We start from the raw sequence: 16,091 nt of genomic DNA, 5'->3' as shown, positions 1-16,091 counted from the left end.
AATGCCTGGTTTTAGACATATACCTAAAAAGGACATTCAGTAATCCGTGACCGCACATTAGAATTATTGAAATTCATAGTGCAGTAACAGAAATTGGTATAGGCGAGCTCAATTTTCCAACATCGACCACACCCTCAATAGTAAAGGTATGGTCTAGTTTTCGGTAAATGCAACATTTACTACCCTACTTCACCTGCTCCTTCCGTCTCAGAGGCCAGTTTTTTCGCTGCACCACGGCGACCATATAACGCCAAAAGAACGCCAGATGGGAACATCAATACACCGTAAACTGCTGAGGGCACGGACATCTCACTCGAGTGTAAGAGCGTGAGGGTTACCATCATTCCGATGGTACTGTTTTTAATACCGAGTTCCGTTGCAACCGCAACCCCCTCCCGCTTTGGCAGGCCAGCAATCCGGCTGATAAGAAGCCCCAGTAGGACACCACAGAGATTCAATAGAATGACCGAGGGGCCAGCTTGAACCATCAAGTCTGCAAGGCGATCGCGAATTCCCCAGATAAGGCCTGCTACCAGTGCAAGCAATACAACCCCGCCAAAAATACTGACTATTCCCTCTGCGCGGCGAGCCAGGTGCGGTCTCCAGGCGCGAAATAGCATCCCTATCACAACAGGCAAGAGGACAATACTGGATAACATCACCACTGTACTGGCGAATGGCAGAGTTATAGTCTGGTCAGCGCCGAAATAAGTTCGAAGCGCATAATTTGCGAATAGCGGTAAACTGGCAATAGTAATCAAGCTGGCAGAAACTGTTAATACAATAGAAAGCGCCACGTTACCGCGAGCCATCAAGGTAAACAGGTTCGATGTTGTGCCTCCCGGACAGGCGGCAATAATGACTAGGCCAACAGCAATGGCCGGTGGTAGATTTAATCCCCAGCAGAGGCCAATTGCTATAGCTGGCATCAGGAGAATTTGGGTAAAAGTTCCGATAATAAGGCCAATGGGCTTTACCGTTACCTGATGGAAATCCCTGGCAGTTAGGGTCATCCCTATTCCCACCATGATGATAAACAGCGAGATAGGCAAGCCGATCGAAATAAGGGGACCTGATTCCATGATTTTCTCCAGTATCAGTCACTGTAAGAAAAATACCCGACCAAAATCAACTCCCAGAATAAAGCTGGCACTGGAGATGGATAACGAAATCAAGGCAGAAACTTCACTGCCAGAGGACTTATTTCGACATCGGTAATTCGCTGATTATCTTGGTGCTCGGATCGATTCTTATAAGTGTAATTATTATTTTTAGTTCAGATGGTAAAGCAATCATAGATGACTTCACCAATCTGTCTTGTATTTTAGCAATATACAGAAGTTTAATGACTCAGGAAACGATACAGAAGGCCATGATTTCCTCCCTGAAAAGCGGACAGGTAGATAATTGGGACAACTTAATGTGGTCCGTGGGAAGTTCGGATATTCCCACTAGCGAGGACTCCGTTACAGCTTTTAGTGCAGCTAACCAACTCCCCTGGCTTCTACCCACGCGACGAAAGTCCCTATTGGAATACTTCTCCTGCCCGAAAGTAAAAGATGTACTTTCCCCTGAACTGGATAATTACCTGCACGAACTCAACCTCAACAAACCCAACAACCGCTTGGGCACTTACTTTGAAAGGCTCTGGTCATTTGCCTTTGACAAACATCCCGACTACCAGCTGCTCTACCAAAACCTCCCTCTAAGGTCCGGCGGCAAGACACTGGGGGAACTCGACTTCGTCGTGCAACACCTGCCCAGCAACCAGTGTGAACACTGGGAAATTGCCGTAAAATTTTATCTCCAGGTTACCGATATCCATTGGGTGGGGCCCGGAATCAAGGACCGACTGGATATCAAACTGGCAAGAATGGCAGACCATCAACTGCCACTGATTGACATGCCGGCAGTTCAATCCATGCTGAAAGAGCACGGCCTAGAGATAGATCGCCAGTGGGCGCTAATGCCTGGGAGACTGTTCAAACCCCTGGATACACTTCACCGGCCCTCCAGTCATGATCTTTGGTGGGTATCGTTATCTGAGTTTCGGTCATTCTCCCTGAGCCAGGCAAACCGCAGTGCTCTCGAGTGGCTGGCGCTCCCCAAGCAAGCCTGGCTGGCGCCTCAGAGCAGCACCACCGGCATGACTGCCGATCAATTGCTAGAGGCGCTGCTTCCCGAAAGCTTTACCCACCCACTGTGCATCGCCGCCGTCGATAAAAATGGCGAAGCCTGCAGAGGCTTTATCGTGCCCGACAACTGGTACCAAAGAGCCAAAAGTAGCTTGAGCATATAACCAGCCTCTCCCCAGATCAGAATCAGAGGCCCTCTCGCTGGCCTCACATTATTTTCTAAATTGGTGATTGACATAGATCAATTTATATTTACAATTTTCAGAAATTTCTGAAACTTAAGAATTAAATGAAACTATCGAGTCAAGCCCAGGCATTCGTACTGCACTTTGGTGAAATGGGTAGTCGCTGGGGATTCAATCGCACGGTGGGACAAATGTTTGCCCTACTCACCATTCATCCCACGCCACTCAATGCCGAGCAATTGGCCCAGGCACTGAAGATCAGTCGTGGCAATGTCAGTATGGGGCTCAAAGAGCTACAGGCCTGGCGCTTGGTTGAGCTGCACCATCAACCGGGCGATCGCAAAGATTATTTCACTGCAGCTGGGTCAATCTGGGACCTCGCTCGCACTGTCTTCGAGGAGCGCCGCAAGCGAGAGCTCGACCCTACATTAAGTCTGCTTCGCCAGCTGCTGCTCAATGAGCCCCAAGATGAGCTGGATGCCCAAGCACAAGAAAAAATCCAGGAAGTTTACAGCTTGCTGGAGCTACTCGAAGAATTTGCCAACACACTCAGCAAGCTAGAACACCAGGACCTGCTTAAATTGATGAAGCTAGGCTCCGGTATCGTCAAGCTACTGGAACTCAAAAGTAAGATGACAGGTGGACAGAACACCTCAAACTAGCGAAAAAAACGCTAGTACGAGGAATATACCGCTGCACTCAAAGCGAAATAACACCTTCATCTGAAGCACTTATTCCGGGGAGAAACCCATAGGGCCAAATCCATGGCTAAAAGCCCCGGCATATTTTTAATCCAGCAGCCCATAGTGCTGGATTAAAAACGGCACAAGGCCGTGCCGCTGCCGATCCAAAGTCGGCTCCTGCAGGATTGTATACGCGGGAACACACACCTGCCTCTATATTTTCTTGCAGTGCCGATTAGCACAGGAGGTGCTAATCGGCTCACTGGTTCAAAGATCTCAGACCAGCAGAGGCTCTCATGCTAGATACCCTGATCCTTTCCAGGATACAGTTTGCCGCAAATATCAGCTTTCATATTCTATTTCCAACAATCACCATCGCACTCGCGTGGATCGTTTTCTTTTTTAAATTACGCTACGACCAAACTAATAATCCGGTCTGGATGCGCGCATATCGTTTTTGGGTAAAAGTCTTTGCCCTAACATTTGCTCTCGGCGTAGTGAGTGGCATCACCATGTCATTCCAGTTCGGAACAAACTGGCCCGGCTTTATGGCCCAGGTCGGCAATATCGCCGGCCCGCTTCTCGGATACGAAGTACTTACTGCATTCTTTCTCGAAGCAACCTTTCTCGGCATTATGTTGTTTGGCATTAATAAGGTGCCAAGCAAAATACATACTTTATCTGCCTTTATTGTGGCAACAGGAACCACTCTATCCGCTTTTTGGATTATTGCTCTCAACTCCTGGATGCAAACACCTGCCGGATTCGATTTACGGGATGGGGTCGCCTACCCGGCAAGCTGGACGGAAATTATCTTTAACGCCTCTTTCCCCTACCGACTTACACATATGCTGCTGGCTTCGGGTTTGACGGCATCTTTCTTTGTTGCGGGGATTTCCGCTTATCGGATTCTTAAAGGAGACCCCAAACGCGCGCCCCGGCTCGCCCTTAAAACAGGACTGATTCTCGCTGCCATCTTTATTCCGATTCAAATCTATGTGGGTGACTTACACGGACTCAACACTTTTGAGCACCAACCGCAAAAAGTCGCCGCAATGGAGGGAGTCTGGGAAACAGAGCGCGGTGCGCCCCTGCTGTTATTTGCGATACCCGACGGAGAAGAAAAAACCAACCATTTGGCGATCGGCATTCCCAAGATGGCCAGCCTTATCCTTACCCATGAGTGGGATGGTGAGATCAAGGGAATAAATGAATTCCCCGATAATCACCCACCGGTAGCCCCCGTATTTTTCGCCTTCCGCATTATGGTCGGCATAGGAATATTGATGCTGCTAACCGCTTGGGGAGGGGTCTACCTATTGCGTAAAGGTGAGCTGCCTCGCTGGATGCTTAAAACCCTGGTCGCGATGACATTCTCCGGCTGGATAGCCACTTTGGCCGGTTGGTATGTCACAGAAATTGGACGCCAACCCTGGCTCGTAACAGGAGTACTGAAAACCGCCGACGCTGTTACTCCAGTACCACCTTCTCATGTCGGTTTTTCCCTAACCCTTTATCTGGTTGTCTACGTGATATTGCTCTATGCGTACATAAGAACCCTGAAAGTGATGGCCCTGAAGTCTGTAAAAGTCGAGGAGTTTGAAACTCAGGAACTATTCGCCGGCACTAGCTTAACCAACCGCCCAAAAGATACCGAGAAAAATGACAAGGGAGAAGGCAAATGACCGGTAGCGCTTCTGCTGCGGCCTATTGGCTGCCTGTCGCCTTTGTCGCCCTTATGGGCCTGGCGGTAATAGTCTACGCAATTCTGGATGGCTACGATCTTGGTGTGGGCATTTTGCTCCCCATGGGAGAAGAGGAGGAATCGCAGCGGGATACCATGATCGCATCCATTGGCCCCTTTTGGGATGCCAACGAAACCTGGCTGGTGCTGGCAATCGGTTTGCTCCTGATTGCATTCCCAATCGCACACAACCTGGTGTTAATGCATCTATATATACCAGCTGCGATTATGCTAGTCGGGCTAATCATGCGAGGAGTGGCATTCGACTTTCGTGCCAAGGCTGCCATCGACAAAAAGCTAACCTGGGATCGAACCTTTAAAGCGGGGTCTATTATTACCAGCCTTGCGCAGGGGTACATGCTGGGGCAGTACGTGATTGGCTTTAAGCCCGACTGGTCTGCACAGCTTTTTTCAGCGCTCAGCGCTCTGGGAGTTACCGCCGCATATGCCTATATTGGCGGCGCCTGGCTGGTTCTTAAAACCGAGTCGGAGCTGCAAAAACGAGCGACCACATGGACCCGTTACGCAGGGCGGGCCACCCTGCTTGGGGTGGTTGCAGTATCGGCCATCAATCCACTGGTAAACCCAATAGTATTTGACCGATGGTTTACCTACCCTCTGGTTATGTTTGTACTACTCATCCCCACCCTATGCTTTATTGCCTTTGTCTCCAATGATGTTCTGTTGGCGAGAATGCCTAAGCCTGCAGATAGACATAAAGCGGTTCCTTTTTTCACGGTCGTCGTTATTTTCCTGATGTGCTTTATCGGCCTGGCCTTCAGCTTTTTCCCTGATATTGTTCCCGGCCAACTAAATATTTGGCAGGCAGCCAGTGCCACCGCCTCATTAAAATTTATTCTTGTGGGTGCGGTAATAGTAGTTCCCGTCATCCTCGCCTATACCGTTTTCTCTTATTACGTCTTCCGAGGAAAGGCGACAGAGCTACATTATCACTAGCTGCATTTCCATTCGGCTGGCAGAAATACCTGCTAGCCGAATTTAATTAATTAAGGTGGAACTACCCCACAAATCAAACAAGTTCTTCTTGCTCGCCCGAATTTGGTACGATTATAATAATCAATTCCAAAAGACAATTTTTTACATGGAAGTAAAGCGTATGCTAGCCCATGGCCAGTACCGCTTGTCTAAAGGGGGAGGTAGTTTGAACCAAATCGATCGACGAGCAATCAGCCGGCGCGACACCGCCAGTCCGCGCAAACCACAACGCAAAAATGGTCGGGAGAAGTATGAAAAGCTTCTTGACGCCCTTGAAGTATTAATTACTGAACAAGACTCTACGGATATTAGCCTCGCAAACCTTAGTCAGGTTGCAGGTGTTCCAGCAGCGTCTGTTTATCATTTCTTCCCAAGTGTAGATGCCAGCTTAACCGCCCTGGCCGAGCGTCACTATAAGTCTTTCGGTGACGTAGTATTGGGCCATTCGGATTTTTCTCCGTCAGAAAGCTGGCAGGATATGCTGAATCAGCTGTGCGACCTTGTGCGCGGCTACTATGAAGAGAATCTCGCGGCACTAAAAGTACATTTTGGACCTCAGTCCAGTTGGGCATTACGCCAACTACAAATGGAAAACAATTGGCGCCTGGCAGATACTCTGATCAAAAACCTGTCTCGGGAGTTTGAGTTACCACCCTCTCAGGATTGGCGAGACCGGTTTATGTGTGCCATCAACATTAACGACTCCTTCTGCTCCCAGTCTTATTCCCGCTTTGGAAAAATAACAGAAGACTCCGCAGCAGAGGGGAAACGGGCCGCTGCAGCCTACTTAAAGCTCTACCTCGGTGAGCTTTTGCAGAGGCGCCAATTGCGCTTTGCCCCACTGGAGGCTTCGGCCTAAGCCCAGTAGCAGAACCGCAACAAAAAAGCCCGACAAGTAATTGTCGGGCTTTTTTGTGCCCGTCACTTCCTCCCAGCCCTCTGCTTAAGCCTCACCTGACTAACAATTACCAATAATCAAAAAAAAGAGGGTAAAAAATATTTGCTAATAAAATAGCTTCAACTTTTATATATATCAAATGGCTATATACAAACTTATATTAACTTCACTTTATAACTATGTTGATTAAGGGAAGCAGCGCTAGAATTGCACTTTTGTGACTGGCAAGACTGAACCTACACTTCATTAACTAATATCGATTGTGGAGGTCCCTTATGCCCATTGCTTCACACGAGCTCTCGGTGGATTTCCCAGAATATGCAGACACAATCAAGCAGCTCATCGAAGACGATATTCAATTCAAACTCGAAAACGACATCTACAGCAAACTGGATAAACAAATAAGAGGCCTTCAGGATAGTGGTATTGGCACCGACGACGATCACTATTCCAGCCTCAAAAAACAGAGAGCCTACTTGAAACAGCACCTCTATAACCGCATTACTTCAGTGATTACCCATCACTAAAGTACGCGTTAACAGTTGCTCGTAGCAGCACTGGCGGTCACTGCAGTTGCTGAAAGGGCACGCAGCTAAAAAGAGCTTGGCCTATGCAACTGTACCTGACCTTTTCCTCCCCCTTTGCGCGCAAGGCGCGCATTGTTGTGCAAGAACAGCGTCTGCACTCTGTGGTAACAGAGCATTTCTCTCACCCCTTTCACAATGACGACGAACTTATTTCCAGCAACCCCTTGGGAAAAGTCCCCTGCCTAATCCTGGATAATGGCTCCTCGATCATTGACAGCGAAGTCATCTGTGCATTTCTTGATAAAAGCTTAGGGGATGGTCACTTATCTGCGCCACTGGACAACAATTGGGATCTGTATACTTTTCACAGTGTCAGCTCTGGATTAATGGACGCAGCAGTGCATCTGCAAATGGAAAAGCTGCGCGCACGGGAAGAACTTAGGTCTGATTTTTGGTGGCAGCGCTACTTCAGTGCTATTGAGAGATCTCTAGACTACCTGGAAAAGTACCTGGATCGATTACCCGCCAGTCTTAGCTTGCCACATATTAACTTGTGCTCAGCACTATCCTATCTTGATTTTCGCCATGAAGATTTTGACTGGAGAAGTGACCACCCGAAACTTATGGCCATATCGGAAGATTTGGAGAAAAATGAAAGCCTGAATAAGTGTCAGCTGCATGAGTAGTTACATAATGCGGAATACCAACAAGAATAAGTTATCCCGCTATTTGTTCTGAACAGGTCAAAATACTGAGTAGTACACTATTGGGTCAGGCGGAACGGAGACTCTGCAACCGAGATTCACTGTGATTATATCTCGGTAAGCTCGGGATCGGTATTCATTCTTTATGCGCTTCTACAGCGCAGTGCGTTCTTCCTTTTTAGGCGCCATGACTCCATCAGCAGAATGTAGTCTATTTTAATTAATATAAATGCCACACTTTTTTACTAGCCTGATCCCTTTTGGAATACTCCCATGGCCAAACAACCGAAGAGTACTCTTTGGATAATTCTGCACAGCGTGGCCATTGTTGCAGTTTTATGTAGTCTGCTAACGGGGCTCCGTATCTCCACCTTGACTAAGCCAAGTATTGGAAATATCGAAGAACTTTTTCCCCAGGGACAGATTCATGATATTCACTTCTTTGTCGCAATTGTTACTTCAGCCATCCTTCTCTGTTACTTATTCTATAAAGTAACAATTAAATTAAAAAATACAAACTCATCCAGTGAACCTAATAAAACATCAATTAGCTACCATAGAGTAGTAACACGCATTGGCTCATTTTTTTTAACACTCATGATCTTAAGTGGCTGGATTTTATTTATTGGTTCCGGCAATCCTTCTATCTTTCGTCAGGCACACTTTTATAGTGCTTTTGCGATCTTACTTTATATATTTCTTCACGCTGGCGTTTATCTAACAACCTATGGCCTGAAGACTTTGAGTTACTTACTTCCCAATACTCGATCGGGCTATCGAACTTCAATTTTTACCTACTTATCTGTCGGCTGTGTCACTTTATTACTTTGGGTTATTGTTACAAATAACAGTTACCACGATCTTACAGTTGAGAAAATAAGTCCGGAAACCTTTATAAACATAGATGGAATACCCCAAGAATCCGCATGGTCCTCAGCCATATCACTTAAAATCCATACTGACGGAGGTGCTAACTTTATTGATGGTAGCTCAACCGTCAACTTGAGAGCCTTGCATAACCAACAGGAAATATTTTTTCATATCACTTGGGAAGATCCCACTGAAAGCCTGAAACACCTACCACTGAAAAAAGTAGATTCTGGCTGGGAAATACAGCAGCAAGGTTTTCAAAATTTTAATGAAACCCGTCACTATGAAGATAAGTTTGCCATCCTGCTTTCCAATTCCTGTGATTTCGGTGCTTCGGGAACTTCTCACCTGGGTCGCAAACCATCAGCACAGTTGCCCGCAAATTGGCATGGCAAGGGCTACCACTACAGCTCATCCGATGAAATACACGATCTCTGGCACTGGAAAGCGGTAAGAACCAATAAAATGCACCTGGCAGATGACAATTATATTGGCAAGCCTGATATTGTAAGGCCAGGAGCACGCCGCTATACCGCAGGATATCTCCAGGATGGCAAAGAGTCCGGGGCATACTTAATGAACTGGGAGTGGTACTCCTCAAAAAACGTTACACCAAAACGACTCCCCAAAAGTCCCTCCAGCCTGACGCCATATCAAAACGAGGATACAAAGGGCGATTGGACTATTTCCTGGTTTGATTACCAGCCATACACGGCTGAAGATGACAATTATCCTATCAATACGATTATGCCTTCAGTCCTCTATACCTCAAATCGCTTTGAGGGAGATCGTGCCGATGTCAGGGCCTATGCTGTTTGGCAGGACGGCCAATGGTCTATGGAGATGGTGCGAAAATTAAATACTGGGTCAGCGTTAGATGTAGCAATAAAAGACGGTATTTGCCTCTGGGTTTCTGCCTTTGATCACTCGCAAATCGCCCACACTCGCCATGCCCTCCCAGTCAAAATCAAGTTGGCAGATCAATAATGTTTGTGCGCATATTTTGGGTATTCATTTTTCCTGCAATCACGGTCTGTGCAGTCATACTGCACCAACCATCACAACCTCTGCCAAGGGAATATCACTTAGTTAAAATTGATAAAAATGGGGAGCCTATCGAGGCTTGGGCAGGCCCCTGGTCCTGTATCTGCGACACCGATACAGGGCTTCTTTGGGAAGTAAAAACTGACGACGAAGGAATTCACGATGGAAGGTGGACCTACTCGTGGTATCAATATGAAGAAGGTATAGAAAATAATGGAGATTGTTATTTTGAAGAAGAGCGGTGTGATACCGAGGATCTGATTCGCAATACCAATCAACAGAAATTGTGTGCAACGCAAAACTGGCGGCTCCCCGATACTACAGAGTTACGATCCATTATCCTGCAGGAAAGTAAATCTGGCAAACCTCTAATTGCGACTGAATATTTCCCGAAAACTCAAAGGGGAGATTATTGGACCCGTAATTTTGACAGGCCTTTATATGGCATCTACCAATATCTGGGAACAGGTGCTGGCGCAATCAATTTTATGAATGCAAAAACCATCACAATTCCCTATCGAAACGCCGCTTTCGTTCGTTTAGTCTCCAATCATTCAACGGCCTGTAATAAAGATCCACAATAATTCCGGCGCGCCGCACAAGTCTTTTGCAACTAATCTCTAAAGCTGCTGCGCCTGAAAAGAATAACCACTACTTACAGGAAACCCCCAATGAGACGGTTCTTAAGCACTGCTTTTGCTATCTCGGCTCTATGTTTGGCAATTGATGCCAGTTCAGCAACTAAACACCACAGATTGGCCTGGGATGGTGATGCATCCACCAGTGCCGTTATCGGTTTTTCGCCAGATGGCCACAGTAGTAACCCTTACATTAATTTTGGCTATTCAACCAATGAAAATAGCTGGAGCAGTCAAGGGGTTGATTCTACATCTACCTTCGATGGCAGCTTAGATAGCTACTTTGTCAGATTGGAAAACCTAACACCGGATTCAGCAGTTTACTATCGTGTGTGTGATCAGGACGGCTGTGGCGACCGGTTCTGGTTTAAAACGGCTCCTGCGGAGGAATCTCCCTTCGTCATAGTCGCTGGGGGAGATACCCGCACGGGGCATACAACACGGCGCGAGGGCAATGCTTTACTAGCCAAAATTCGCCCACTGGCCGTTATGCATGGCGGTGATTTTACCAACGCCAACAGTGCGTCGGAAATGGATGACTTTTTACAAGACTGGACGCTGACCTACTCCAACGACGAAATTGATGGCTATAGCTATCAACGTATTTACCCTCTAATACCTACCCATGGAAATCATGAGGATGACAACTATTCAACCACCTGCCAGGTCTTTGGTGTGGACTTCAATGCGGATGGTAGTTGTAGCCCCAGTGATACCTACGGCGCAGTACAAATTTCCCCCCTATTGCGTGTCTACACACTAAACAGCCAATTTCAGGAAAGTGGCTGGTCATCTTATGCAACGGCTATGAACAACTGGCTGGAAGATGATTTAGCTACAAGTGGCGCCTACAGCAATTGGCGTTTTGCCCAATACCACAAGCCCATGTTCCCCCATTACAGTGGCAAGTCCGATAACCCCACATTATTCAATTGGTGGGCAGAGCCATTTTATGACTACGCCATGAACCTAGTGGTCGAGTCAGATACCCACCTGACCAAGCTCACTGAAGTCGTCGCCCCGGGCAATAGTGATTTTTCTACCAGTGATACCGGAGGCACTGTCTATGTGGGTGAGGGCAGTTGGGGTGCTCCGGCCCGTTCCGCCAATGATGCCAAGTTTTGGACCATCGATATGGCCAGCATCCAGCAGTTTAAAGTGATACAAGTTAGTCCTGATGAGCTGAGCGTCCGCACGGCCCAATTTGACGACAGCGCCAGTATCCTGACCCGTGAAGATCGCGCCAATGACCCCCTTGCTTTACCAGAGGACATTAACTGGTGGAGTGCCAACCGAATTGGCGAATCTATGGTTCTCGCACAAAATAGTGTTGGCAGGAGTGTCATTGTCGAGGATAGCAGTGACAACGGTGAGGTAACCTTACCCGTAGCAGATGATGCCTTTATCTCTTCCCGCTATTCATCCAGTAATTTCGACAGTGACTCAGACGGGCTACTGGCAGATGGTAGCGATAGTACCTACGGAACTCTCTACTCATTAATCAAATTTGACCTCTCCAATATCGCCAATTGTTCAGCAATAAATTCAGTTGAGCTTGAATTAAATATTACCAACCGATCCACCAATGATTATGGAATTTACCTGGCTGAAGCTGACTGGAACGAAGAATCAGTCACTTGGGATTCAGTCGGCGGATCGGGGGTGCTTTCACAATTGGCAGCCAGCTTTATTCCTTCATCCACTGGAACCCTAACCCTGGATTTAAGCTCTTCTGGTATTCTGGAAGACTGGCTAAACGCTGAAAATACCGGGATGGTCATCGCCGCGCAAAATGGAAGCAATGGCGTAGATATCTCATCAAAGGAAACCGGTATTGCACCAGCCCTCAAGGTGGTTGCAGACTGCAGTGACACTGTCAGCGAAAAGATATTGCAAGTTGCCTCAGATGATGTCTTTATCTCCTCCAGAAAGGAAGATGACAATTTCGATGGTGACAGCGATGGACTTCTCGCCGATGGTAGCGATTTGATCTACGGCACAATGTATAGCCTGATTCGCTTCGATTTATCCGATTTAAGTTGTCAGCAATATATTGATGCGACACTCGAACTGAATGTCACCAATACATCCAGCAACAGCTATGGCATATATATGGCGACACAAAGCTGGCAAGAGGAATCCGCTACATGGGACTCTGTTGGCGGCAGCTCGATTCTTGGGCTTCAGGTGGGTAGCTTTACGCCCTCTTCTACTGGTCGACACCTCATTGACCTGGGAGCCTCCGGTATAGTGGACCGCTGGTTCAACGCTAGTAATCACGGCCTGGTGATCGCTTCAGAGGGAGGCATTAATGGCCTCGATATAAGCTCCAAAGAGAGTGGACAGAGCCCTCTCCTGACAATGCAGACACTCTGTAATTAATACTTTTTGGGCTCTCCCCTGGGAGAGCCCAGTTTCAATAACAACTAACTTACTGATTTCTTCATGCACTACTTTTGAGATGGCAATAGCTATTCACCTTGAAGCTAATAAACCCTCACATCAGGAACTGCCCGGCTCAGTTACTCACAAATTTTAGCTAGATTGCCATCGACAGCCTTTATCAGGTCATCTGGACTTAACTCTATTTCCAGTCCCCTACGGCCAGCACTCACAAAAATGGTTGAGTGATTTTGAATCGATAGATCAAGGATAGTCTTCAAGCGCTTTTTTTGTCCAAGAGGGCTAACGCCCCCCAAAACATAACCTGTTGATCTCTCTACATCAGCTGGAGCGGCCATTATCGCCTTCTTTGCCCCGGCAGCTCTTGCAATAAGTTTCAGGTTAAGCATGGTCGAAACCGGAACAACACCAACAACTAACTTTTTATTGCCCAGCGCAACTACCAACGTTTTAAACACTCTCTCCTCAGCAACTCCCAATTTTTGCGATGCTTCCAAACCGTAAGAATCACTTGAAGAGTCGTGTCTATATTCATGAACCTTGTGACTGATATTATTCTTTTTTAATAAGGCAATTCCCGGAGTCATATAACCCACAACCTATACATTCCACCAAACGACACCCATATAATAATGCAATAGGCCCCATACAAAACACCCTATAAATAAAACTACCCCAGCCCATATCGCCACTCAACAAATAGGCTTGGTTATTAAGTTTTTCAATTTACCTTATTGATCACTTTTAATCCTTATACCGGTAAATTCTTTTACTATTTACCCGCTATACTATCTGCTGGATAGATGAATCAGGTGCTATCGTAAACCGAAAGTCACCTTACTAAATCGCAGCAAGTCGCCTATATCATTACGATGAGTAATAGTGAAACGAAGGATGTATCAACGATCGTACGGAGACACTTTCGATGCTAATAAAATATAATCGTAGTTGTGCCGCTTTAATAATCTCAATATTTATAACCGCGCCACTCTATGCCGCAGACACCAATGAGGAAGTGGTGACTGATCCCGTCATTCTTGAGGGCGCAGTTGAAGGGCAACCAAAGTCCAATAGGTTCTGGTGGCCAGACCAACTCGACCTACGCCCGCTCAGACAGCACTCCCCCAGATCCAATCCAATGGGTGACGACTTTGATTACGCTACCGAATTCCAAACCCTGGACCTTAAAGCGGTAAAACAGGACATCGAAACTCAGCTCAAAACTTCACAGGACTGGTGGCCCGCAGACTACGGTCATTACGGCCCATTTATGATCCGAATGGCCTGGCACAGCGCTGGCACCTACCGGATCGGTGATGGTCGTGGTGGTGCCCGTGGCGGCCAACAGCGTTTCGATCCCCTCAACAGCTGGCCTGATAATGCCAACCTGGATAAAGCCCGCCGTCTACTCTGGCCCATCAAACAAAAATATGGGCGCAAATTGTCCTGGGCTGATCTTATGGTGCTAACCGGCAATGTAGCCCTGGAGTCCATGGGATTCCCCACTTACGGATTTGCCGGGGGGCGACAGGATGACTGGGAGCCCGACCTGGTTTATTGGGGGCCCGAAACCAAGATGCTCGCAGATGAGCGTTACACCGGCAACCGAGAGTTGGACAAGCCCCTGGGCGCTGTGCAAATGGGGCTTATTTATGTCAACCCGGAGGGCCCCAATGGCAATCCCGATCCGGTGGCTGCCGCCACAGATATCCGCGAAACCTTTGCCCGCATGGCGATGAATGACGAAGAGACAGTGGCCTTGATTGCCGGAGGCCATACTTTTGGTAAGGCTCACGGTGCAGTGAAAGCTGATTGCCTCGGCCCAGAGCCCGCCGCCGCCCCAATTGAGCAGCAGGGACTTGGCTGGAAAAATAAGTGTGGGAAAGGAAATGCCGACGACACAATGACATCCGGCCTGGAAGGGGCCTGGTCTGCCGCCCCGATCAATTGGAGTCAGCAGTATCTGGACAACCTGTTTAAATTCAATTGGGTCAAAACAAAAAGTCCAGCTGGTGCCGTTCAGTGGATTCCCGATGATCAGAGCGCGGCAAATCTGGTGCCCGATGCATTCGACAAGAACAAGCGCCATGCCCCCATCATGTTTACCACGGATTTATCCCTTAAGTTCGATCCCAGCTACAAAGAAATTGCCAAGCGGTTTCAGGAAAATCCGGAAGAATTTCAACGCGCCTTTGCCAAAGCCTGGTTCAAGTTGACTCATCGGGATATGGGCCCTCGCGCGCGCTATTTGGGAGCGGAGGTGCCCGAAGAAGATTTAATTTGGCAAGACCCTATCCCCAAAGTTGATCACCCTCTGATTGACAGCCGGGATATAAGTTCTCTCAAAGCAAAAATTCTGGCGGCAGGCATTAGCGTTCCCGATCTGGTGAGGACTGCCTGGGCCTCTGCTTCTACCTTCCGTGGTTCAGATTTTCGCGGTGGCGCCAATGGTGGCCGTCTTCGCCTGGAACCCCAAAAGGACTGGTCGGTAAATGATCCCTCTGAACTATCACAAGTCCTGGCATCGCTGGAAAAAGTCCAGCAGGAATTTAACAGTTCCCAATCCGGGGGCAAAAAAATCTCAATGGCAGATATCATTGTACTTGGAGGCGCAGCAGCCATTGAAAAAGCAGCAGAGCAAGGCGGACATAAAATTCAGGTCCCATTCAAACCTGGACGCACCGATGCTTCCCAGGAACAAACAGATATTAATTCTTTTGCAGTACTACAACCTCTGGCCGATGGCTTCCGCAACTACTTTGGCGATGGTTATGGAAGAACCCCTACAGAGTTATTAGTTGATAAAGCCAGTCTGTTAACCCTGAGTGTGCCTGAAATGACTGTTCTGGTTGGTGGAATGCGCGCACTTAACGCAAATACCGACTCCTCACAGAATGGTGTACTTACTCAGCGCCCCGGCACACTGACGAATGATTTCTTTGTGAACCTGCTCGATATGTCTACTGTCTGGTCCAAGTCGGCAAAATCAGAGGGTATCTATGAAGGAAAAGATCGCAAAAGTGGCCAGGCAAGGTGGACAGCCACACCTGTAGATCTGATTTTTGGTTCAAACTCTGAATTAAGGGCAGTCGCAGAGGTTTATGCTTCTAGTGATGGCGCTGACAAGTTTGTAAATGATTTTGTGCAGGCCTGGACCAAGGTAATGAATTTGGATCGGGTTGATCAGCCTCAGTCTTAAGAATCATATACCTCAATAAAGAAAAAACCGAGGCTAGCCTCGGTTTTTTCTTCTGGGAGATTATT

The 16,091-nt window shown here is 47.5% G+C and carries 13 protein-coding genes; 11 read left to right on the top strand and 2 right to left on the bottom strand.

The annotated features are described in order from the left end of the window. Window positions 1-179: 179 nt before the first annotated feature. A complete protein-coding gene (locus tag ACYX4J_RS02390) occupies window positions 180-1,082 on the bottom strand; it encodes a bile acid:sodium symporter family protein (RefSeq protein WP_476177795.1) in 903 nt (300 codons plus the stop codon). 263 nt (window positions 1,083-1,345) lie between these two features. Between ACYX4J_RS02390 and ACYX4J_RS02385 the strand changes: the two genes are divergently transcribed. The 10 genes from ACYX4J_RS02385 to ACYX4J_RS02340 all read left to right on the top strand — a co-directional run bounded on the left by ACYX4J_RS02385 (window position 1,346) and on the right by ACYX4J_RS02340 (window position 12,806). Next, a complete protein-coding gene (locus ACYX4J_RS02385) occupies window positions 1,346-2,299 on the top strand; it encodes a DUF1853 family protein (protein WP_476177794.1) in 954 nt (317 codons plus the stop codon). 125 nt (window positions 2,300-2,424) lie between these two features. Beyond that, window positions 2,425-2,982 carry a GbsR/MarR family transcriptional regulator gene (locus tag ACYX4J_RS02380; protein ID WP_282931244.1) on the top strand — a complete coding sequence of 186 codons (558 nt, stop codon included), beginning with the start codon at window positions 2,425-2,427 and terminating at the stop codon, window positions 2,980-2,982. 317 nt (window positions 2,983-3,299) lie between these two features. Next, on the top strand, window positions 3,300-4,688 hold the full coding sequence (locus tag ACYX4J_RS02375; RefSeq protein ID WP_413663331.1) for a cytochrome ubiquinol oxidase subunit I: 1,389 nt from the start codon (window positions 3,300-3,302) through the stop codon (window positions 4,686-4,688). Continuing rightward, window positions 4,685-5,704, top strand: a complete 1,020-nt coding sequence (gene cydB, locus ACYX4J_RS02370) for a cytochrome d ubiquinol oxidase subunit II (RefSeq protein ID WP_476177793.1) — start codon at window positions 4,685-4,687, stop codon at window positions 5,702-5,704. The genes ACYX4J_RS02375 and cydB overlap by 4 nt, the downstream gene beginning before the upstream one ends. 145 nt (window positions 5,705-5,849) lie before the next feature. Next, window positions 5,850-6,602 (top strand): TetR/AcrR family transcriptional regulator, encoded by a 753-nt coding sequence (locus ACYX4J_RS02365; protein WP_444896086.1) that lies wholly within the window; start codon window positions 5,850-5,852, stop codon window positions 6,600-6,602. 314 nt (window positions 6,603-6,916) lie between these two features. Beyond that, the gene (locus ACYX4J_RS02360) at window positions 6,917-7,168 is read left to right on the top strand and encodes an HP1242/YdcH family protein (RefSeq protein WP_282931240.1); all 252 of its coding nucleotides are present in this window, start codon (window positions 6,917-6,919) and stop codon (window positions 7,166-7,168) included. Between the two features lie 83 nt (window positions 7,169-7,251). Further along, complete coding sequence (locus tag ACYX4J_RS02355; protein ID WP_413663334.1) at window positions 7,252-7,854, top strand: glutathione S-transferase N-terminal domain-containing protein; 603 nt, start codon at window positions 7,252-7,254, stop codon at window positions 7,852-7,854. 291 nt (window positions 7,855-8,145) lie between these two features. Then, window positions 8,146-9,729, top strand: a complete 1,584-nt coding sequence (locus tag ACYX4J_RS02350; protein ID WP_476177792.1) for an ethylbenzene dehydrogenase-related protein — start codon at window positions 8,146-8,148, stop codon at window positions 9,727-9,729. Continuing rightward, a complete protein-coding gene (locus ACYX4J_RS02345) occupies window positions 9,729-10,370 on the top strand; it encodes an Lcl C-terminal domain-containing protein (RefSeq protein ID WP_476177791.1) in 642 nt (213 codons plus the stop codon). Before ACYX4J_RS02350 ends, ACYX4J_RS02345 begins: the two co-directional genes overlap by 1 nt. Before the next feature lie 87 nt (window positions 10,371-10,457). Then, window positions 10,458-12,806 (top strand): DNRLRE domain-containing protein, encoded by a 2,349-nt coding sequence (locus ACYX4J_RS02340; protein WP_476177790.1) that lies wholly within the window; start codon window positions 10,458-10,460, stop codon window positions 12,804-12,806. A gap of 140 nt (window positions 12,807-12,946) precedes the next feature. Here the strand turns inward: ACYX4J_RS02340 and ybaK are convergent, their stop codons facing one another. Then, window positions 12,947-13,414 (bottom strand): Cys-tRNA(Pro) deacylase, encoded by a 468-nt coding sequence (ybaK, locus tag ACYX4J_RS02335; protein WP_282931234.1) that lies wholly within the window; start codon window positions 13,412-13,414, stop codon window positions 12,947-12,949. A 338-nt stretch (window positions 13,415-13,752) separates the two neighbouring features. Between ybaK and katG the strand changes: the two genes are divergently transcribed. Next, entirely contained in the window at window positions 13,753-16,026 is a 2,274-nt protein-coding gene (gene katG, locus ACYX4J_RS02330; protein ID WP_476177789.1) for a catalase/peroxidase HPI, read from the top strand. Window positions 16,027-16,091: the final 65 nt, after the last annotated feature.

This window comes from Microbulbifer sp. ABM4_008 (assembly GCF_056311705.1).
The sequence above is the reverse complement of the archived record's forward strand: the minus strand, read 5'-3'. Positions and strand labels throughout refer to the sequence as shown.

What these genes read in the sequence shown, in the direction of transcription:
- ACYX4J_RS02390 (WP_476177795.1), bottom strand. Translation starts at nt 1,082, where the DNA reads ATGGAATCAGGTCCCCTTATTTCGATCGGCTTGCCTATCTCGCTGTTT.
- ACYX4J_RS02355 (WP_413663334.1), top strand. Translation starts at nt 7,252, where the DNA reads ATGCAACTGTACCTGACCTTTTCCTCCCCCTTTGCGCGCAAGGCGCGC.
- ACYX4J_RS02345 (WP_476177791.1), top strand. Translation starts at nt 9,729, where the DNA reads ATGTTTGTGCGCATATTTTGGGTATTCATTTTTCCTGCAATCACGGTC.
- ACYX4J_RS02380 (WP_282931244.1), top strand. Translation starts at nt 2,425, where the DNA reads ATGAAACTATCGAGTCAAGCCCAGGCATTCGTACTGCACTTTGGTGAA.
- katG (WP_476177789.1), top strand. Translation starts at nt 13,753, where the DNA reads ATGCTAATAAAATATAATCGTAGTTGTGCCGCTTTAATAATCTCAATA.
- ACYX4J_RS02360 (WP_282931240.1), top strand. Translation starts at nt 6,917, where the DNA reads ATGCCCATTGCTTCACACGAGCTCTCGGTGGATTTCCCAGAATATGCA.
- ACYX4J_RS02385 (WP_476177794.1), top strand. Translation starts at nt 1,346, where the DNA reads ATGACTCAGGAAACGATACAGAAGGCCATGATTTCCTCCCTGAAAAGC.
- ACYX4J_RS02365 (WP_444896086.1), top strand. Translation starts at nt 5,850, where the DNA reads ATGGAAGTAAAGCGTATGCTAGCCCATGGCCAGTACCGCTTGTCTAAA.
- cydB (WP_476177793.1), top strand. Translation starts at nt 4,685, where the DNA reads ATGACCGGTAGCGCTTCTGCTGCGGCCTATTGGCTGCCTGTCGCCTTT.
- ACYX4J_RS02375 (WP_413663331.1), top strand. Translation starts at nt 3,300, where the DNA reads ATGCTAGATACCCTGATCCTTTCCAGGATACAGTTTGCCGCAAATATC.
- ybaK (WP_282931234.1), bottom strand. Translation starts at nt 13,414, where the DNA reads ATGACTCCGGGAATTGCCTTATTAAAAAAGAATAATATCAGTCACAAG.
- ACYX4J_RS02340 (WP_476177790.1), top strand. Translation starts at nt 10,458, where the DNA reads ATGAGACGGTTCTTAAGCACTGCTTTTGCTATCTCGGCTCTATGTTTG.
- ACYX4J_RS02350 (WP_476177792.1), top strand. Translation starts at nt 8,146, where the DNA reads ATGGCCAAACAACCGAAGAGTACTCTTTGGATAATTCTGCACAGCGTG.